This is a genomic window from uncultured Thiodictyon sp. (genome assembly GCF_903946935.1).
Lineage (GTDB): Bacteria > Pseudomonadota > Gammaproteobacteria > Chromatiales > Chromatiaceae > Thiodictyon.
On sequence record NZ_CAJAXH010000202.1, the window covers coordinates 31,049 to 48,200 of the forward strand.

Genomic DNA, 17,152 nt, shown 5'->3' on the forward strand with positions numbered 1-17,152 from the left:
CGAGGCGCGCCGTAGTGCTGGCTTCGAGCTGGATGTCGTCCAACGCGGCCTCATGCCGTCCGATTTCAAGCCTCGACTTGGCGGCACGTCGTTACCAACAGATCGCGAGGTGAACCATGGGCGCGGAACCGATCATTGAATCGAGCGGCAACGTCTTTTCAGACCTGGGCTTTCCACCCGATGAGGCCGCCATCCTGGCGCTGCGCGCGGAACTCATGGCGCGCTTGCGCGAGACCGTGAGCGAGCGGGGTTGGACCCAGGCCCAGGCCGCCGCGCACCTTGGGGTGGCGCAATCCCGGGTATCGGACCTGGTCCGCGGCAAGCATGACAAGTTCAGCCTGGACATGCTGGTGCGCCTCACCGCGCGCACCGGTCGCCGGGTTGAACTGTTCGTGAGCTAACCGGTCGCCATCGGCCGCGGCTGTTCCGCGGCACTCGCCGACCGGCGGTCGGCGCTCCCAGGACTCGCGGCTAGCCGCCCGGTGCCGGTAGTGAGCGGAAGAACTCCAGGTAGGTGCGGGCGGCCGGGATCAGGCGATAGGGCTCGGCCGCCTGGGGCAGGGCCGTGCGGTCCAGTGCGTCGATGCTCAGTTGGTGGAGGCTGGAATCGAGCGCGCCGGCCAGGGCCGTCATGTCGCCGACCGGCACCAGGGCGCCGAGCCGCCCGTCCTGGAGCAGGTCGCGCACGCCGCCGGTGCAGTCGGTGGCGACCACCGGGATGCCCAAGGCCATGGCCTCCACCAGTGCATTGGGCAGGCCCTCGCGGCGCGAGGAGAGTGCCAGCAGGTCGGCGCGGGCGAGATACGGGAAGGGGTTGGCGATGAAGCCGGCCAGGTGGACGCGGCCGGCGATGCCGAGCCGCCGGGCCAGACCGCTCAAGCGGTGGCGCTCCTTGCCCTCGCCGATGATCAAGAGCCGCGCGCTCGGCCGGTCCACCGCGGCAAAGGCGCGCAGCAGGGTGGCGAAGTCTTTGACCTTGCGCAGTCCGCCCAGGGCGATGATGACCGGGGGCCGGTCGCCACCCTTGGGTTGCGCCAGCCAGGGGTGTGGGCAGGGGGCGGCGGCCAGGTCCGCCAGATCGTCCGGGAGGATGGGGTTGTTGAGCACGGCGATCGGTACTTGAGTGACCCCGAAGACCTGCGCCAGGTCCTCGGCCACCGCCTGCGAGACGGCGGTGATCCCGTGCAACCGGTGGTAGCAGGCGTGGATCTCGCCGGTCTCCCGCCAGGTCTTCCAGAGGTTCCAACGGTAGGTCGCGAAGCGCCCGGACATCAGGGTGCCGACCGCGGCCACCAGGCGGGTGGCTCCCCCGGCGGCGGGCGGGAGTGCGGATCGGGCCGCCAGCGCGGCCAGGTCGTCCGCGAGCTTGCCGGTCACCAGCCAGCCCGGGCGCTCCCGCCGCATGAAGTCGCTCAAGTATTGGGTGCGGGGCTCGGTGACCCGCAGCACCCGCAGCCCGGGTTCCAGGTCTTGCAGATAGGCATGGTCCGGGTCGCCGACCAGCAGCGAGGTCGCCACCCCCAGCCGGGCGAGCCCCCGGGCCAGGTTGGTGAGGTTGCGTTCGACCCCGCCGTCCTCGAAATCGCTCACCACCAGCGCGATGTGCTCAACGCCCATGATTACCCCTGGCAGTGTGTCTGCCCCAGCATCAGTTCCAGATACAGATCGGCATTGCGCTGCGCCTCATAGCGCTCGCCGCCCTGGCGCAGGGTGGCGGCCGGCAGCGGATTGGCCAGGGTGCGGGCCATGGCGTCGGCCAGGGCCGCCACATCCCCGGGCGGCACCAGGGGGCCGAACCGCCCGCCGTCCAGGATCTCCCGCGGGCCGGCCCCGCACTCGGTGCTGACCACCGGCGTGCCGAGCGCCAGCGACTCGATGAGCACCGTCGGCAGTGCGTCCCAGATGGACGATAGCACCACCAGGCTCGCCTGGCGCAGATAAGGGTATGGATTGGGCGCCCAGCCCGGGATTTCAACCGACTGAGTGAGGCCCAGGGCGGCGCGCTGCGCCTCGACCGCCGGGCGCAGTCGCCCGTCGCCGATGATCAGGAGCCGGCAGTCGCGTTGCGCCCGCAGTTGGGCGAAGGCGCGCAGCAGGGTGGGCAGGTCCTTCTCGATCTCCAGTCGGCCGGCGAAGACCAGCACCGGGATGCCGGTATCGCCGAACCAGGGGTGATCGATGGGGGCCTGCGCCAGCTCCAGCATCTGCGGTGTGACGATGGGGTTGGGGATGGTCGTTACCGCGGCGTCCTCGCCCAGGAGTCCGAGCAGGTCCTGCGCGGTGTCCTGTGAGATGGCGACGATCCCGCGGTTGCGGCGATACCAGTTGAGGACCTCGGCGCGCCGGCGCCGGCCCTTCCAGCCCTTGAGATGATCGAGCTTGACGCTCATGCGCCCGTGTACGGTGACATAGACCGCGGTGCTTGGCCCCTCCTCGGCGCGCGCCAGACGCGCCGCCTTGAGGGTGAATACGTCCTCGCGGATGCGATGGGTGAGGACCGCGGTGGGGCGCCGGCCGCGCAGATACAGGGCCATGGCCGGCACCCTGGTCAATGGCCCCATGCGCCCCATGGGGACGACCCGCACCCGCGGGTCGGTGGTCTCCGGGATGGGGTCGCGCGAGGCGGTCACCAGCAGGTCGGCTTGGACCCCGCGGTTGACGAAACCGTTGGCCAGCCGGGCGGCGATCTTGGCGGTGCTGCCGCCGTCGAAGGGGCCGCAATAGATCGCCAGGCGGGGGGGGGCAATCATGATTCTAGATCCTTGAATGGTTTACGCCAAGGGGCCAAGGCGCCAAGACAAAGCATCGGGCGTCTGCGCTATCCACAGCATCCGCCCGGTGCGTCGCCCAACGTCGATAGCGTACCAAGTAACCTTGGCGAGCTTGCGCCTTGGCGTGAGACTTACGCCTTTCTTGGGTCGTCCAGACGAGCCAGTTGCAAGCTGTAGAGTATGCCCAAAAACAGGATGCAGAAAAAGCGCAGATCCAAGTTCACCAGGCGGAAGTCATAGAGACAGTAGAGCGGCAGCATGACCCCGGCCAGGGTCAGAAAGACCCGTAGTTCCGGCGCCGCCCGGGGGTCGGACCAGAGGGTGCGATAGGCGCGCACGAGTATCGCCAACAGCAGGGCGGCGATGAGCACACCGACCAGGCCGAAGCGGGTCAGGGTCTCGATCAACACACTGTGCAGGTGCGAGGCCCGCGGGGCATTGGCCAGTTGGTAGTCGGAGACCGCCACCACCCGCTGCGGCACCAGGAACTCGGTGGTGCTGGTCCCGGGCCCAAAACCCAGGAGCGGGCGGGTGGCGAAGACCTGTAGCCCCAGTTGCGCCAGATTGAGCCGGATGCCGATGGAGGCGCTGTCGTCATAGCTCAAGGCGTGCTGGCTGCCGACCGTCAGTGCGCGCAGGTCCAGCATTTGACGGCCCCGGGTCGCCCACAGTAGGCTCCCGGCCAGGACCATCAGCAGGAGCGCGGCGGTGAGGGCCAGGCGCGCCTGGCGTGCGGAGCGTCCGCCGTGGCGGCGTTGCTCGCGTCGCAGGATGACGGCATAGAGCATCCCGGCAATCGCTAGCCCCACCGCCGCCCCCCGGGATTGGGTCACCACCAGGACGAACAGCAGGCCAGCGAGCCCCAGGACCCAGAGCGTCCAGCCGAGCCAGGGCCGGGGCCGCCCGGCGATACGCACGCCGGCGATTCGGGCGCGGAGCAGGACCATCCCCACCAGCGCCACCGAGGCGATGAAGGCCAACCCCAGGTTGGCAAAGCCGAAGTCGTAGCGCAGCCCGTGTAACATCTGGTTGGTCAGCGACCAGTCGCTCTTGTGCAGGATGCCGAAGGCCAGGCCCAGGGCCGCCGCGCCCAGCACCGGCCAGACCTGCTCCGGGTCGCGTCTCAGCCACCAGGCGGGGACCACGAACAGGAAGGGCGCCGTCCAGGCCCAGGCGCCCTGCCACTGCGCCGACGCAATGGCCGGAAAGAGCCAGGCGGCACGCACCGCGAGCAGCGCGGTGACGATCAGCACGCCCAGGGCGAGCAGCATGGCCGGCTCACGGCCCAGTTGCCGCCGGTGCGCGGGGACCTCGGTGAGAAAGAGCAGGGTCAGCAGCACCAGCGCGATCATCGCCGGCCCGGTGAGCGACCAGGCGGTGAAGGCAAAGATCAGGAGCAGGCCGCGGGCGATGGCGGGCTGGCGGGTCAGGATGGCGCTCCTCAGGGTCATGCTTGGCGGCTCTTGGTGGGGGCAATCGGCGGCGCGGCCGTCGGCGGGGGTCTGCCCGCCCAGTCAGTGGCGGTCTCGATAAACGCCAGCGTTTCCCGGTCGTCGGCATCAGCCTCCACGAGGGCAAGCTGTTGCTTGACGGCCTCGGCGAACTCCGGTCGCCGGGTATCCGGGACCCACAGCAAGACTGGGCGCAGGCCGCGCGCCTTGAGCCGGTCGCGATACGCGCGCCCCTGTTGTGGATGGCCGTGGGTCGATCTCACGGGGGTAGGCCCTCGTTTAGTATCGGCACAGTGTAGCTCGAGCCGCTTCCGCCAAAGCGCCAGCGCGTCCGGTGTCAGGGTATACCCCCCAGCTCGCCGATCTTGGCCCGACACTCCTTGATAGCCTTGTTTAGCTGGAATTTCTGCGCCGGGTCGGCGGTCAGGGCCTCCTGCTCCAGGAAGAATTCGAGCTTCTCCCGCCACAGTGCCAAGGCCGCGGAGTCCGCTGCGCTGGGTGGGGCGGCGGCGACCGGGGCGCTCGTTGGCGCACCACCCGCTTGAACGCCAATACTGACCGCGATCCGGCTGCGTGTCTGCGCGGCCAGGGCCTCGTCTTCCTGGTAGGCGTTGACGAACAGGGTATGTGTACCATCGCGCTGGAAGGTGACGCGGAAAAATCTCGGGTCGGCATTTTCGCGACGCTTGAGCAAAATGGTGTATTGGGTCGGTGTCACCGAGCAGCCGGCTGGACCGCTCACCTCGATGCGGTAACGGATCACTGCCTCATTGCCGGGGCGGTAGACCTTGCCCGGGGCCGAGGCGACATTGGGCAGGTCGTCGATCGGCACCGGCGCGGCAGCGGGTTGACGGACGGTGACGGCCAGGTCGAAGGGCTCATTGACGATGGCGCCGGCAGGGGCGGCGACGTCGAGCCGAATGGCCTCCTCGGACAGGGTGGTCGTGTCCTCGGATGCCTCGAATTCAACGAGTCCTGCTTCCGAGTATGCCTTCGTGCGCCTCTCATCCTTATGGTCAATCATCATCTCCGAGACCATCTCCCAGAAGTCTCTGCCGGGATCATCCAAGAGCCCGCCGCGGACTTCGAAGAGTTTCGTTGGCCTGTGTGAGAAGTCCACGGCGGGCTCGATGGCTGAGGCGCCGGGCCAGTCGTCCGCCGGCGGCATTCCCCGTGTGGTGCGCGTGATGCTGAGCACTGCCGCGGCCGCCGCCTCGCACTCTTCCAGCCAGCGCAGCATTGACTGGTAAAGCTGCGTGCCGCGCGCCGCCGGTTTGCAGATGGAGAGGTGGTCCTCGTCCAGCGGCACCGCCACCTCGCCGGGGAGGTTGGGCTCCGCGCTGGTCGCGTCCACCACGACGATGCCCTTGGGCAGCCTGATGCCGAGCCAGGGGAGCTCGGGGCGGACCTCGCGGCGTTCGCACCAGGTGCGGCAGATCAGCCGGTGCTCGGTGTAGAAGCCGCAGAACCAGTGGTGCAGGTCGCGCAGGCGGGCGTCGTGGGCGGCGAGTTCCTGCACCTGCTCGTTGGTGCGGAACACGGCGCTGGCGAGCTGGCCGAAGTTGGCCAGGTTGGCCCCGGTGTGGGGGGTGGCGATGAAGGCGATGCCGCGGGTCTCACGGGCGATGCGCTCCCAGCGTGGGATGCCCAATCCATCGGCGTACCGCAGGAGTTGCTTGGCGACGATACCGCCCATGCTGTGGGTGATGAAGACCAGCAGGCGCTCGCCCAGCCCCGCGCTTGCCAGCAGGTCCAGCACCTGGGTGCCGCGGTCCGCGAGCGGCATGGACTGCGCCTGCCAGCCGGACGGCTCGGCCGCATAGCCCAGGGTCCAGATCCCGACGTGTGGCCGGTCCTGCGCCAGCCAGTAGGGCCAGAAGGTCTCGATGCGCTGCGGGTCCGCCATCCAAGAGGTGAAGGCGTCGCCGCCCAGACCGTGGATGAAGACCAGGTCCAGGGTGCGCCCGGGGTCGTCGGTGCCAGCGATGGGCAGCAGTCCTTGGCGGTCGTCGGGGAGGCGGATGAGCGACATGGGGTGTACCTCGGGGGCCGGGGGTCAGGCCCCTTGGCTCAGTTCGGCGAGCTTGGCCGCGGCCTCCGCGATCTGCTGCTTGAGCGTGAAGCGCTGGGCCGGGTCCGAGCAGATCGCCTCTTGTTCGCGCAGGAATTCGAGCTTCTCGGCCCAGAGGCGGGCGGCGGGGGAGGCGGGGCGGGGCGCGGCGGGTTGCGCCGCCTGGGGAGGCGGCGGGTCGTCGAAGGTCAGTGGCTCGCCCTGCGGGCGCGGGCGGCGTTTGGGTTCGCCGATCGGGCCGGGCTCGATGCCGGCCTGATCGAGCAGCGCGTCATACAGCGCCTGGTAGCCCGGCTCCGAATTCAGGCAGTAGTAAGGTCCGGCCGCGCACCGGTTCGGGGATGCAGGGCTCATCCGCTGGGTCGAACAGGACCGGGATGTAACGGGCGGTGCGGCTGTGGGCGTCGTAGATCGCCTGGGTGACGATGGCCCCTTCCCAGTCGACCCCTTTGCCCTTGGTCGGGTCCTCGTGTCCGCGGAAGCGGCGGTAGTAGGTCGGGGTGCAGCAGAGCAGCACCCGGTCTGCCGCATCCAGCCGGTCGAGCATCCAGCGCGGCCAGCCATCGGGCGGGGTGCCGTTGACGTAACGGTCCAGGTCGGTCGGGATGCCGTCGCGGCGCAGGCGTTCGGAGAGTGCCAGGACGCGCGCCCGGTGTGCGTCCGAGTCGTGGCTGTAGCTGATGAAGACCCGCGGTGTCCCGGTCATGGCTGGCGGCCCCCGGCCGATTCTTGCGTTCCTTGGTAACGACTCAAGGTACCTCAGCCCAGCCCCTCGGTCGTCGGCAAGGCTGCGTCGCGGCGGGGCGCCGCTCCTACGGGCGGCGCGCCCGACGGGTGCCCGGGATCATGTTTCCGGCCACCTACCGCGGAGCGAGGTTGCCGGTCCGCGTAGCGGCCCCCGCGGGCAGCGGCTCGGCGAGTAGCGCGCGTACCCGCTCGATCATGGGGGCCAGGGTGGCGGCCGCAGCGGGGCTCAAGGCATAGTTGGCATAGTCGAACGACTGCCCGGCGGCGGAGACCAGAAAGGCGGCGGGTTCGCGCTGGTAGAGTGTCTGGCACCAGGCGAGGACCTCGCGGGGGTCCAGAAAGTGGGCCATGCTGGAGTGGGCGCTGGCGTCGGGCATCAGGCGGCGGACCCGCACCTCGCCCGGTGTGCCCTCCACGGTGGCGTCGAGAAAGATCACCCGGTCGGCGGCGGCGATGTCCTCCGTGAGTTCGGCGGTGAGGATGTGGCGGGACATGACGGTGACCCCTTCGGGCAGGGGGCCGGCATCTAAGGCGTCGGCCGCCAGCGGGCCGATGGCGTCGTCGCCGCGGATGGGGCTGCCATAGCCGATGATCAGGGTCTTGGGGTTGGTCATATCAGCCGCGGCTCAGTCGATCCACCACCTGGCCGGCGGCGTCCTTGAGTTCGATCACCAGCGGCATCTCACCGAAGGCGTGGGAGGCGCACGACAGGCAGGGATCGTAGCAACGGATCACCGCCTCGACCCGGTTCAACATGCCTTCCTGTAGGTTGTTGCCGTCGACATAGGCATCGGCGACCTGGCGGATGGCCATGTTCATGGCCAGATTGTTGTGGCCGGTGGCGATGATGAGGTTCACCCAATTGATCAGCCCGTCGTCGTCGATCTTGTAGTGGTGCATCAGCAGACCGCGCGGTGCCTCGGATACACCGATCCCCTCGTCGCGGTTGCTGCGGGCGCGGGCGCGGACCCGGGTGTCCATGATTTCGGGGTCCTTCAATAGCCGCTCCATCATCTCGATGGCATAGATGATCTCCACCAGCCGCGCATAGTGATAGTGGAAGCTGCTGGCGATGGGGCCGGACTCCTGGAGCATGTGGAACTCGGCGAGCGCTACGTCGGCATAGGGGGTGCCGCAGCTATTGGCGTTGTTGAGCCGCGCCAGTGGGCCGACACGATAGACGCCTTGCGGGTAGCCCATCGGCTTGTAGTAGGGGAACTTCATATAGCTGAAGTCCTCCACCGCCTCGCCCACCAGCCGCCCGTAGTCCCAGGTGGGCACCATGTCCTCGATGATATGGCCGCGGGCGTCCTTGACGCGCAGGAAACCGTCGTAGTGCTCCAGGTTGCCTTCGGGTGAGACCAGGCTCAGGAACAGGGTGTCCTGGGTGCCAAAATGGCTCGCCTCGTCCTTGAATTTGGGTACTAGTGTCTTGAAGAAGGCATAGGTGCGCTTGGCGATCTCCAGCCCCTCGGGGAGCATCTTGAGCATCGCCTCGCGCTTCTCCGGGGTCAGGGCCTCGGCGACGCCGCCCGGCACCACCCAGGTCGGGTGGATCTTCTTGCCGCCCAGGGTCTCGATGATGGTCTGGCCGATCTGGCGCAGCCTGATCCCGTCGCGGGCGAGTGCCGGGTCCTGGCGCATGACTCCGAAGATGTTGCGGTTGGCCGGATCCGAGTCCCAACCCAACAGCAGGTCCGGGGAGGACAGGTGGAAGAAGGACAGCGCGTGCGACTGGGTGATCTGGGCCAGGTTGATGATGCGCCGCAGCTTTTCAGCCGTCGGCGGAATCGTGACCGAGAGCAGGTGGTCGCACGCCTTGTTGGAGGCCAGCACATGGCTCACCGGGCAGATGCCGCAGGTGCGGGCGGTCAGCGCCGGCATCTCGCGGTAGGGCCGGCCCTCGCAGAACTTCTCGAAGCCGCGAAACTGGGTGAGATGGAAGCGGGCGTCCTGCACCTCGCCCTGGTCGCCGAGTTGCAGGGTGATACGGGCATGCCCCTCGATGCGGGTAACCGGTTCGATGGTGACGGTGCGGCTCATGGGTGCAGTCCCCTTATAAATAGGTCAGTGGAACGGCCCGGCCAATGCGGCGCGGGGCGCGTTCGAGCGGATCAGGTCGGCGTGTCGCCGGACTCGTTGGCCAGTGCTCGCTCGGTGATGTCATGGTAGAGCGAGATCAATTGGGTGGCGATTTGGTTAAATTCAGGGTGGCGGTCCCACAGCGGCTGGAGTTCCCGGGCGTTGGTGAAGACCTCATGGAGAAAGTCGATGTCGAAGCTATCCAGTGCGCCGCCCGCGTCCACCTTCGCCTTGAGGTCGAGTAGGCGGGGGAGGCGCTGGGTGCGCATACGCTCCAGCAAGGCGACGATGACACCCATGTCGGTTTGGGCGGTTTGGTCGGTCATTGGGCGATTCCCGGGGCTAGGTGATTGGACGGATAGGCGGCCGCGTGGCGATCAGGCCCCGAAACGGGTCACCAGGTTTGGGTCCGGTGTGCGCCCCTCGATCAATTCGTTCAGCACATAGAAGATGGCGTCGGCGTGGGGCGGGCAGCCCGGGACATAGACGTCCACCTCCACGCACCCATGAATGGGGCGTACCTGGCGGAACAGGGTGGGCAGGCCCACCGTCGGGATCTGGGGCTGGAGGTCGACGGTCTCCCGGAAGGCCCGGTCCAGGACGGCCTCGAGCTTGAACGGGTTACGCATGGCCGGGACATTGCCGGTGACTGCGCAGTCACCCAGGCTGATCAGGAGCTTGCAGTGTTTGCGGAATTCCTGGGCGTGATGCAGGTCGGCGTCGTTGCTGATGGAGCCTTCCAGGATGCCCACGTCGACCTGCTCGGGCAACACCTTGGTGTCGACTAGCGGGCTGTAGACGATATCCAGCTTCTGGGCCAGGTCGACGAGCCGCTCGTCCATGTCCAGGAATGACATGTGGCAGCCGGAGCAGCCGTCCAGCCAGGCGGTGGCGACCGTGATCTTTTTTTCGCTCATTGGGCGTGCCTCCGGCGGGCGAGAATGGGCAGGAAGTGTTGGTCTTTGACCATCTCACCGGCTGAGGTGCCCTGTTTGACCAGGGCGCCGGTGGGGCAGACCTGCACGCACTTGCCGCAGCCGGTACAGGTGTCGCTCTCGCCCCAGGGGCGGGCCAGGTCGGTGATGACCTGGCAGTCGCTGCCGCGACCCATGACGTCCCAGGTATGGGCGCCCTCGATCTCGTCACAGACCCGCACGCACCGGGTGCAGAGGATGCAGCGGTTGTGGTCGAGACGGAACATCTCGTGTGAACTGTCGACCTGATTGCGCACCTGGCGGTAGGGGACGCTCACATGGTCCACCCCGCACTTCTGCGCCATGAACTGCAATTCACAATGCCCGTTGGAGACGCACACCGAGCAGACGTGACTGCGCTCGGCAAAGAGCAACTCCACAATGGTGCGGCGATAGCGGCGTAGGCGCTCGGTATCGGTCGCGACCTGCATCCCTTCGGTCACCATGGTGGAGCAGGCGGCGTACAGGCGGGTCTGACCGGCCATCTCCACCAGGCACAGGCGGCAGCCGGCCCAGACGCTCAGACCGTCCATATAGCACAGGCTCGGGATCGGGATCTTGTTCTCCCGGCAGACCTCGATGATGGTCTCATCCGCGCGGGCGGAGTAGTCCTTCCCGTCGATGTTCAGCGTAACGACGCGGACACTGGGTGCTGTTGCGGGTGGGGGCATGGGGGCTCCGTTTTCGTCGGGTGTCTTGGTCAGGTTCCAGGCGGCAAGTCGACATGGGTGCCGGTCCGAGCCTGGGGTTCCAAAATCTGAACGTCGAGCAGATCCTTCGGGCGGGCGCTGGCGCGTTTGTTCGCAATCAGCGCGGCGCGCGAGAGGACCGGAATCTCGAGATCGTCGATCATAACTGTAATGTGGTCAATGGCCGCGTCATCAAAACACATGCCGTCTATACTGGTCAGGATGTCGATGCGGCGCGGTATCACGCCGATCTGAAATATCAGGCCGGGATTAGCAAATTCGCGCGGCTCCGTTCCCTCAAGCGGGGCGCCGAAGCGTGCCAGGGCACGAAATACGCGCTGCGCATTCTCCTCATTGGGCCGCACCCAGAGGTCGATGTCACCGGTCGCCCGCGGAACCCCGTGAGCGGCCATGGCGTAGGCCCCCACCAGCAGGAACTGCACCCGTTCTTCGAGCAAACACTGCAATATCTCTCTGTAGTCCCTGTTCAGCATCGAACCCTCCCATAAAGGCCCAGGCATCGCATGTCATCGGCCATACAGCGTCCAGACCCGCCGCCGGGGCGAGTGGGATCAGTCCTTCGTCGTCGGGGTCATGCAGGCCGCGCTTGGTGATGATAGTGCGATTCATGTGTTGTCCCATAATATGAGTGACCTGATTCCCATTTCAGTCTACCCAATAATCCGCGTCGAGCAAATGATCCACAGTAAACGGGCACTGGATCGGGAAGGTTTCCAGTGGCAATCCAGTCTCCAGGCTGGCGCGGCTGCGCGCCGCCGGGTAACGCCGCGCGACGACCTCGGGTACTTTGCTCGTCAGGCTTGGGCTGTCTTCCAGTAATTCTGCGATCTCGTCGCGGGCATTGTCGATGGACAGCCGCCAACTGACGCCGCGCAGGCCCGGCTGATAGCGCCATTTAAGCAGATGGACGATCAGAATCTTGAGGTGTCCGGCCAGGGCATGCTTCTGCTGTTTGCCCATGTCGTCCAGTTCCTCGGCAATCTGATCCACATCCACCTCCGCCCAGCGCCCCGCACGCAAACAGGCCGCGCTGGCGGTCGCCCACGCGTAGAAATCACGATCGTGTTGCAGGTTTGACATCGTTATCACCGCAAGGTCCTATGCTGCCCAACCCAAGGTGCGCGGCCCTGGGCTGGTCGATCGGCCAACCCATGTCCCGACAAGGGTCATCAGCCCGCCTTCAGTTTCTCCTCATACTCATTGCGGAAAAACCGCAGCGTACTCAAGACCGGATTCGGTGCCGTCTGACCCAGCCCGCACAGGCTGGTGGCCTGCACCACCTCACACAGTTCCTCCAGGAGTGCCAGGTCCTTGTGGGTGCCCTGGCCCTTGGCGATGAGGTCCAAGAGACCGTGCATCTGCTGGGTGCCGGCCCGACAGGGGACGCACTTGCCGCAGGACTCGGTCATGCAGAACTCCATGAAATAGCGCGCCACGTCGACCATATCCGAGGTCTCGTCCATGACGATCATGCCGCCGGAGCCCATGATGGTGCCGAGCGTCTTCAAGCTATCGTAGTCCACCGGGATGTCCAGGTGCTCCGCCGGGATACAGCCGCCGGAGGGACCGCCGGTCTGGACCGCCTTGAAGGCCTTGCCGTTGGGGATGCCGCCGCCGATCTCCTCGATGATCTCGCGCAACGTGATTCCCATCGGCACCTCGATCAGCCCGATGTTGGAGATGGCGCCGGCGAGCGCGAAGACCTTGGTGCCCTTGGAGCGCTCGGTGCCGATCCCCGCGTACCACTCGCCGCCCTCGCGGATGATGGGGGTGATGTTGGCGAAGGTCTCCACGTTGTTGATGAGCGTGGGGCAGCCCCACAGCCCCGACTCGGCTGGGAAGGGCGGGCGCGGCCGGGGTTGGCCGCGATTGCCCTCGATCGAGGCCATCAGCGCGGTTTCCTCACCGCAGACGAAGGCCCCGGCACCGAGCCGGATCTCCACGTCGAAATTGAACTGGGTCTCGCAGATGTGATTGCCCAGGAAGCCCGCGCGCTTGGCCTTGCGGATGGCGGTGGTGACGCGGTCCACCGCGAGCGGATATTCGGCGCGCAGATACACATACCCCTTGTTCGCACCGATGGCATAGGCGGCGATGGCCATGCCCTCGAGCACCCGATGGGGATCGGACTCCAGGATGGCCCGGTCCATGAAGGCGCCCGGGTCGCCCTCGTCGGCGTTGCAGACGACATATTTCTGCCCGGCCGGCATCTTGGCGATGGTCGACCATTTGAGCCCGGTCGGATAGCCGCCGCCGCCGCGCCCGCGCAGACCGCTGGCGGTGACCTCGGCCACCACCGCGCCCGGGGTCATCTCGGTCAGGGCCTGGACCATCGAGCGGTAGCCGCCGACGGCCACATAGCCGGTGAAGCTCTCCGGGTCGATGATGCCGGTGTGCTCGCGTACGATGCGTTGCTGGCGGGTGAAGAAGGGCGCATCGGTTGGGAAACGGATCCGCGCGACCGGCTCGCCGCCTACGCTCGCCACCAGGTCCGCGGCGTCGTCCGGCGTCACCTCGCGATAGAGAATCTCCTCGCTCGGCGGTGCGTCCGTTTGGGCGACGGCCACCATGGGTCCGGCAGAGCACAGTCCCATGCAGCCGACGGACTTGACCCGGCAGGTGCCGGGGCCGTGCGCCTTGTGGGCCTCGGCCAGTGCCTCCAGCACGGGCGGGGCGCCGGAGGACTGACAACTCGTGGCCATGCAGACGCGGATCTCGGTGTCGATGCCGGCAAACTTGTCGCGATGTTTCTGGGCCAACTCGTCGATGTCATCGATATTCACTTGGCGGTCTCCAACTCGAGGCGTTCCATCAATTTTTCCGGGGTCAGCTTGCCCATGAGTTGGCCGTCCACGACCGCGGCCGAGGCCAGACCGCAGGCGCCGACACAGCGGGCGGTGAGGACCGAGAGCTCATCATCCTCCGTGGTCTCGCCCGGCTTGACGCCGTAGCGCTCCTCGATCGCGCCCAAGAGTGCGCCGGCGCCTTTGATGTAACAGGCGGTGCCGGTGCAGACCACGCAGGCGTGGCGGCCCTTGGGTTTGAGCTGGAACAGGTGATAAAAGGTGGCGACCCCATAGACCTTCGATAGGGGCAGGTCGAGGGAGCCTGCGACAAACCGCATGGCGGTCTCGTCCAGAAACCCGAAGGACTCCTGCACGCTGTGCAGGGCCTCGATCAGCGAGTGGTCGGCGTAGCCGGTGCGGCGCATGGTCGCGTTGACAAGCTTCCAGCGCTTGTCGTCGCTGGGCAGGGCGGGCCGGGTTTGCAGCAGGGTCATGTCCCCTCCTCGTCGAGGGTCGTCAAAATGGATGGGTTGAGTCGGGCGATGGAGCGACTCTGCGCGCGGCGCCGGGGACTTGCCTGGCCGGCCATGCACGGGATTCGCCCGGCCGCGCAGAGGGTAGCGCGGTAATGTGACGGGGTCCATCATTGTTTTTTTTATCAGCGTTACCCGTTTGTATTTCTTGGCGAGCTTGACGCCTTGGCGTGACCGATTTCCGGGTTTAGGTTCACGGCACGCGGCAGGCGTGGAAAGCCACCCGCACCGCACCCATTGTCGCAGGACCCTCACCAGCCGCGAACTGCGCCCATGACCAACCCCCAAGCACCGGGCCCTACCAACCGGCTCGCTGAGACCTTGAGCCCCTATCTTCAACAACATGCCGCCAATCCGGTCGATTGGTGGCCCTGGTGCCCCGAGGCCCTGGCCCTGGCGCGCGCGCAGGATCGGCCCATCCTGCTCTCCATCGGTTACTCCGCCTGTCATTGGTGCCATGTGATGGCCCACGAGTCCTTCGAGGACCCGGCCACGGCGGGCTTGATGAATCGGCTGTTCGTGAACATCAAGGTGGACCGGGAGGAGCGGCCCGATTTGGACCGGGTCTACCAGGGGGCCCATCAACTCATCACGGGGCGCCCCGGCGGCTGGCCGTTGACGGTCTTTCTGACGCCGGATGCGCTCTGTCCCTTCTTTGCCGGGACCTACTTCCCGCGGGCGCCGCGCCACGGTCTGCCCGGGTTCAGCCAACTCCTGTTGGGGGTCGATCAGGCCTATCGCGAACAGCGCGAGGCGATCCGCGCCCACGGGGTGGAGCTGATGGCGACCTTGGGTCAACTGGCACCCATGGGGTCGGCGCAGGCCCCGGAAGCGGCGGTGCTGGACGCCGCCCAGGCGCTGCTGGCCGAGCACTTCGATGGCGAGCAAGGCGGGTTCGGCGGAGCGCCGAGGTTTCCCCATGCCACCAATCTTGAGTTCCTGCTGCGCCGCTGGGCCGGCGCCGCGGCGGCCGGACGGTCGGACGATCAAGCCCTGCGGATGGCGACCTTTACCCTCGCACAGATGATCCGCGGCGGGATCAACGACCAGCTCGGCGGGGGATTCTGCCGCTATGCGGTCGATGATCTGTGGATGATCCCGCACTTTGAAAAGATGCTCTACGACAACGGCCCGCTGCTCGCACTGTGCTGCGACGCCTGGGCGGCCACCGGCGAGCCACTGTTCAGTGAGGCGGCCGTCGCCACCGCCGATTGGCTGGTACGCGAGATGCAGTCGCCGGCGGGCGGCTACTACGCGAGCCTGGACGCCGACAGCGAGGGTCACGAGGGCCGTTTCTATGTCTGGGACCGGCAGCATGTGCGCGCACTGTTGACGCCCAAGGAGTACGGCCCCTTTGCGGCAGTCTATGGACTCGACCGGCCGGCCAATTTCGAGGGCCAGTGGCACCTGCACGGTTTCCGCACCCCGGCGGCGGTGGCCGAGCACCAGGGGCTGCCGCTGGCAGAGGTTCAGGCCCTGCTCGCCACCGCCCGCGTCACCTTGTGTGCGGAGCGCGAGGGCCGGGTGCGCCCGGGCCTGGACGACAAGGTACTGACCGCCTGGAACGCGCTCGCCATCAAGGGCATGGCCCGCGCCGCCCGGGTCCTGGGGCGCCCGGATTATCTGGAGTCGGCGCAGGCCGCGCTGGACTTCATCCGCCATACCCTGTGGCGGGACGGGCGACTGCTCGCCACCGCCAAGGACGGCCAAGCCCATCTGAACGCCTACCTGGACGACTATGCCAACCTCCTGGATGCCCTGCTGGAACTGCTCCAGACCCGGTGGTCGGCGGCCGATCTGCGCTGGGCGGTGGAGTTGGCGGAGGTCTTGCTCGACCAGTTCCACGACCCGGTGGCGGGCGGCTTCTGGTTCACCGGCCGCGACCACGAACCACTGATCCAGCGGCCGAAGCCGTTGGGTGACGAGTCCATGCCCTCTGGCAACGGTATCGCCGCCTGGGCGTTGCAGCGCCTGGGGCACCTGCTGGGCGAGCCCCGCTACCTGGACGCGGCGGCCGGGACCCTCAAGCTCGCGGCCGAGTCCATCCGCCGTCTCCCCTCGGCCCACGGGACCCTGTTGTTTGCCCTGGACGAATACCTGGACCCGCCCGAGACACTCATCATCCGTGCCCCGGCTGACCTCCTGGACGGCTGGCAGGCCGCCGCGCAACAGGGCTACCAGCCGCGCCGGTTGGTCCTGGCCATCCCCGATACTGCAACCGACCTGCCGGGCGCGCTGGCGGGCATGCATCCGGGCACCGGTCCCCGCGCCTATCGTTGCCGCGGGACCCACTGCGAGCCGCCGGTCGAGGAACTCGCGCAGTTGTGAACCTGGAAAGAGCGGTTGTCACGCTAAGACGCCAAGCTCGCCAAGGTGTTTCAGTGCGTTATCGGCGCTGGCCGATTCAACCGGTGGGTGATCCGGTGACTTCGCCCGCCCAATTGTATCTCTTGGCGAGCTTGGCGCCTTGGCGTGAGCAATTGCGGGCTTTAGGGTGAAGCCCCGTCCGGCACTGGGTCAGATCGCGCGTACCGGCTGCCTGGTGGGCGCGCTCGTCATTGGCGCGGTCCTGCCGGCGGCACCCCGGGCCGACGGGCAGCCGGCCGCCCAGGGCTGGCTGCAACTGGAGCGGGATCGGCGCGACGCGCGTCGTCAGGCCGAACCCATGACACCCCAGGAGTCGCAGCGGCTGCAAATCCGCGAGTGGCAGGAGTCGATGCAGTTGCGCCAAACCTTGCAGGGTCAGCGGCGCGACCTCGATCTGCTGGAGCAGTCGCGCCGCCAGGACTCCCAATGGTCGTCGCCACTGTCTCCGGTGCCGCCGCCGATGGGTCCGGATGCCCGGACCTTCGGGCAGGAGATGCTCAACGGTCAGGCCTTGGATTCACTGCGACTGCGTCAAGACATGCAGCGCCTCATCGAGGGCACGCCGCCGGGGCGGTAGGTCTTTCAGGCCCCCTCCGGCTGAAGCCTCGACCTGCAAAGTCCGGGTCCATGTGGCCGAGGGCGTGCCTGAATTGGCACCGC

19 protein-coding genes are annotated in these 17,152 nt (G+C 67.3%); 3 read left to right on the forward strand and 16 right to left on the reverse strand.

What is annotated here, in order from left to right:
* Positions 1-116: 116 nt before the first annotated feature.
* Positions 117-401 carry a helix-turn-helix transcriptional regulator gene (locus QZX93_RS16975; RefSeq protein ID WP_295392513.1) on the forward strand — a complete coding sequence of 95 codons (285 nt, stop codon included), beginning with the start codon at positions 117-119 and terminating at the stop codon, positions 399-401.
* A gap of 70 nt (positions 402-471) precedes the next feature.
* On the opposite strand, the gene QZX93_RS16980 is transcribed toward QZX93_RS16975, so the two are convergent.
* The 16 genes from QZX93_RS16980 to hoxE all read right to left on the reverse strand — a co-directional run bounded on the left by QZX93_RS16980 (position 472) and on the right by hoxE (position 14,086).
* Positions 472-1,617, reverse strand: a complete 1,146-nt coding sequence (locus QZX93_RS16980) for a glycosyltransferase (protein WP_295392515.1) — start codon at positions 1,615-1,617, stop codon at positions 472-474.
* 2 nt (positions 1,618-1,619) lie between these two features.
* Positions 1,620-2,750: a glycosyltransferase gene (locus QZX93_RS16985; RefSeq protein ID WP_295392518.1), complete on the reverse strand. Its 1,131-nt coding sequence runs from the start codon at positions 2,748-2,750 to the stop codon at positions 1,620-1,622.
* Between the two features lie 152 nt (positions 2,751-2,902).
* Positions 2,903-4,222, reverse strand: a complete 1,320-nt coding sequence (locus tag QZX93_RS16990) for an O-antigen ligase family protein (RefSeq protein WP_295392520.1) — start codon at positions 4,220-4,222, stop codon at positions 2,903-2,905.
* The gene (locus tag QZX93_RS16995) at positions 4,219-4,485 is read right to left on the reverse strand and encodes an antitoxin MazE family protein (RefSeq protein ID WP_295392521.1); all 267 of its coding nucleotides are present in this window, start codon (positions 4,483-4,485) and stop codon (positions 4,219-4,221) included. The genes QZX93_RS16990 and QZX93_RS16995 overlap by 4 nt, the downstream gene beginning before the upstream one ends.
* 74 nt (positions 4,486-4,559) lie before the next feature.
* On the reverse strand, positions 4,560-6,254 hold the full coding sequence (locus QZX93_RS17000) for a hypothetical protein (protein ID WP_295392523.1): 1,695 nt from the start codon (positions 6,252-6,254) through the stop codon (positions 4,560-4,562).
* 24 nt (positions 6,255-6,278) lie between these two features.
* Positions 6,279-6,647 (reverse strand): hypothetical protein, encoded by a 369-nt coding sequence (locus tag QZX93_RS17005; RefSeq protein WP_295392525.1) that lies wholly within the window; start codon positions 6,645-6,647, stop codon positions 6,279-6,281.
* Positions 6,565-6,999, reverse strand: coding sequence for a toll/interleukin-1 receptor domain-containing protein (locus QZX93_RS17010; protein WP_295392526.1), 435 nt, complete (start codon positions 6,997-6,999; stop codon positions 6,565-6,567). Before QZX93_RS17010 ends, QZX93_RS17005 begins: the two co-directional genes overlap by 83 nt.
* A gap of 154 nt (positions 7,000-7,153) precedes the next feature.
* Complete coding sequence (locus QZX93_RS17015) at positions 7,154-7,654, reverse strand: hydrogenase maturation protease (protein WP_295392527.1); 501 nt, start codon at positions 7,652-7,654, stop codon at positions 7,154-7,156.
* Position 7,655: 1 nt separating this feature from the next.
* Positions 7,656-9,083: a Ni/Fe hydrogenase subunit alpha gene (locus QZX93_RS17020; protein WP_295392528.1), complete on the reverse strand. Its 1,428-nt coding sequence runs from the start codon at positions 9,081-9,083 to the stop codon at positions 7,656-7,658.
* 71 nt (positions 9,084-9,154) lie between these two features.
* Positions 9,155-9,448, reverse strand: coding sequence for a hypothetical protein (locus tag QZX93_RS17025; RefSeq protein WP_295392530.1), 294 nt, complete (start codon positions 9,446-9,448; stop codon positions 9,155-9,157).
* A gap of 51 nt (positions 9,449-9,499) precedes the next feature.
* Positions 9,500-10,039, reverse strand: a complete 540-nt coding sequence (locus tag QZX93_RS17030) for an NADP oxidoreductase (RefSeq protein WP_295392533.1) — start codon at positions 10,037-10,039, stop codon at positions 9,500-9,502.
* Positions 10,036-10,767 carry a bidirectional hydrogenase complex protein HoxU gene (hoxU, locus tag QZX93_RS17035; protein WP_295392534.1) on the reverse strand — a complete coding sequence of 244 codons (732 nt, stop codon included), beginning with the start codon at positions 10,765-10,767 and terminating at the stop codon, positions 10,036-10,038. The genes QZX93_RS17030 and hoxU overlap by 4 nt, the downstream gene beginning before the upstream one ends.
* Before the next feature lie 29 nt (positions 10,768-10,796).
* Positions 10,797-11,279 (reverse strand): nucleotidyl transferase AbiEii/AbiGii toxin family protein, encoded by a 483-nt coding sequence (locus QZX93_RS17040; protein WP_295392536.1) that lies wholly within the window; start codon positions 11,277-11,279, stop codon positions 10,797-10,799.
* A gap of 172 nt (positions 11,280-11,451) precedes the next feature.
* Entirely contained in the window at positions 11,452-11,886 is a 435-nt protein-coding gene (locus QZX93_RS17045) for a DUF29 domain-containing protein (protein ID WP_295392539.1), read from the reverse strand.
* Positions 11,887-11,975: 89 nt separating this feature from the next.
* Entirely contained in the window at positions 11,976-13,589 is a 1,614-nt protein-coding gene (gene nuoF, locus QZX93_RS17050) for an NADH-quinone oxidoreductase subunit NuoF (protein ID WP_295392540.1), read from the reverse strand.
* On the reverse strand, positions 13,586-14,086 hold the full coding sequence (gene hoxE / locus QZX93_RS17055) for a bidirectional hydrogenase complex protein HoxE (RefSeq protein WP_295392541.1): 501 nt from the start codon (positions 14,084-14,086) through the stop codon (positions 13,586-13,588). The genes nuoF and hoxE overlap by 4 nt, the downstream gene beginning before the upstream one ends.
* Positions 14,087-14,398: 312 nt before the next feature.
* On the opposite strand from hoxE, the gene QZX93_RS17060 reads away from it, so the two are divergent.
* Positions 14,399-16,453 carry a thioredoxin domain-containing protein gene (locus QZX93_RS17060; RefSeq protein WP_295392542.1) on the forward strand — a complete coding sequence of 685 codons (2,055 nt, stop codon included), beginning with the start codon at positions 14,399-14,401 and terminating at the stop codon, positions 16,451-16,453.
* 166 nt (positions 16,454-16,619) lie between these two features.
* Positions 16,620-17,069, forward strand: a complete 450-nt coding sequence (locus QZX93_RS17065; protein ID WP_295392544.1) for a hypothetical protein — start codon at positions 16,620-16,622, stop codon at positions 17,067-17,069.
* Positions 17,070-17,152 lie beyond the last annotated feature (83 nt).

Excerpts from the sequence above, each read along its gene's own strand:
- QZX93_RS16975 (WP_295392513.1), top strand. The coding sequence starts at position 117 with ATGGGCGCGGAACCGATCATTGAATCGAGCGGCAACGTCTTTTCAGAC.
- QZX93_RS16980 (WP_295392515.1), bottom strand. The coding sequence starts at position 1,617 with ATGGGCGTTGAGCACATCGCGCTGGTGGTGAGCGATTTCGAGGACGGC.
- QZX93_RS16985 (WP_295392518.1), bottom strand. The coding sequence starts at position 2,750 with ATGATTGCCCCCCCCCGCCTGGCGATCTATTGCGGCCCCTTCGACGGC.
- QZX93_RS16990 (WP_295392520.1), bottom strand. The coding sequence starts at position 4,222 with ATGACCCTGAGGAGCGCCATCCTGACCCGCCAGCCCGCCATCGCCCGC.
- QZX93_RS17000 (WP_295392523.1), bottom strand. The coding sequence starts at position 6,254 with ATGTCGCTCATCCGCCTCCCCGACGACCGCCAAGGACTGCTGCCCATC.
- QZX93_RS17005 (WP_295392525.1), bottom strand. The coding sequence starts at position 6,647 with ATGAGCCCTGCATCCCCGAACCGGTGCGCGGCCGGACCTTACTACTGC.
- QZX93_RS17010 (WP_295392526.1), bottom strand. The coding sequence starts at position 6,999 with ATGACCGGGACACCGCGGGTCTTCATCAGCTACAGCCACGACTCGGAC.
- QZX93_RS17015 (WP_295392527.1), bottom strand. The coding sequence starts at position 7,654 with ATGACCAACCCCAAGACCCTGATCATCGGCTATGGCAGCCCCATCCGC.
- QZX93_RS17020 (WP_295392528.1), bottom strand. The coding sequence starts at position 9,083 with ATGAGCCGCACCGTCACCATCGAACCGGTTACCCGCATCGAGGGGCAT.
- QZX93_RS17025 (WP_295392530.1), bottom strand. The coding sequence starts at position 9,448 with ATGACCGACCAAACCGCCCAAACCGACATGGGTGTCATCGTCGCCTTG.
- QZX93_RS17030 (WP_295392533.1), bottom strand. The coding sequence starts at position 10,039 with ATGAGCGAAAAAAAGATCACGGTCGCCACCGCCTGGCTGGACGGCTGC.
- hoxU (WP_295392534.1), bottom strand. The coding sequence starts at position 10,767 with ATGCCCCCACCCGCAACAGCACCCAGTGTCCGCGTCGTTACGCTGAAC.
- QZX93_RS17040 (WP_295392536.1), bottom strand. The coding sequence starts at position 11,279 with ATGCTGAACAGGGACTACAGAGAGATATTGCAGTGTTTGCTCGAAGAA.
- QZX93_RS17045 (WP_295392539.1), bottom strand. The coding sequence starts at position 11,886 with ATGTCAAACCTGCAACACGATCGTGATTTCTACGCGTGGGCGACCGCC.
- hoxE (WP_295392541.1), bottom strand. The coding sequence starts at position 14,086 with ATGACCCTGCTGCAAACCCGGCCCGCCCTGCCCAGCGACGACAAGCGC.
- QZX93_RS17060 (WP_295392542.1), top strand. The coding sequence starts at position 14,399 with ATGACCAACCCCCAAGCACCGGGCCCTACCAACCGGCTCGCTGAGACC.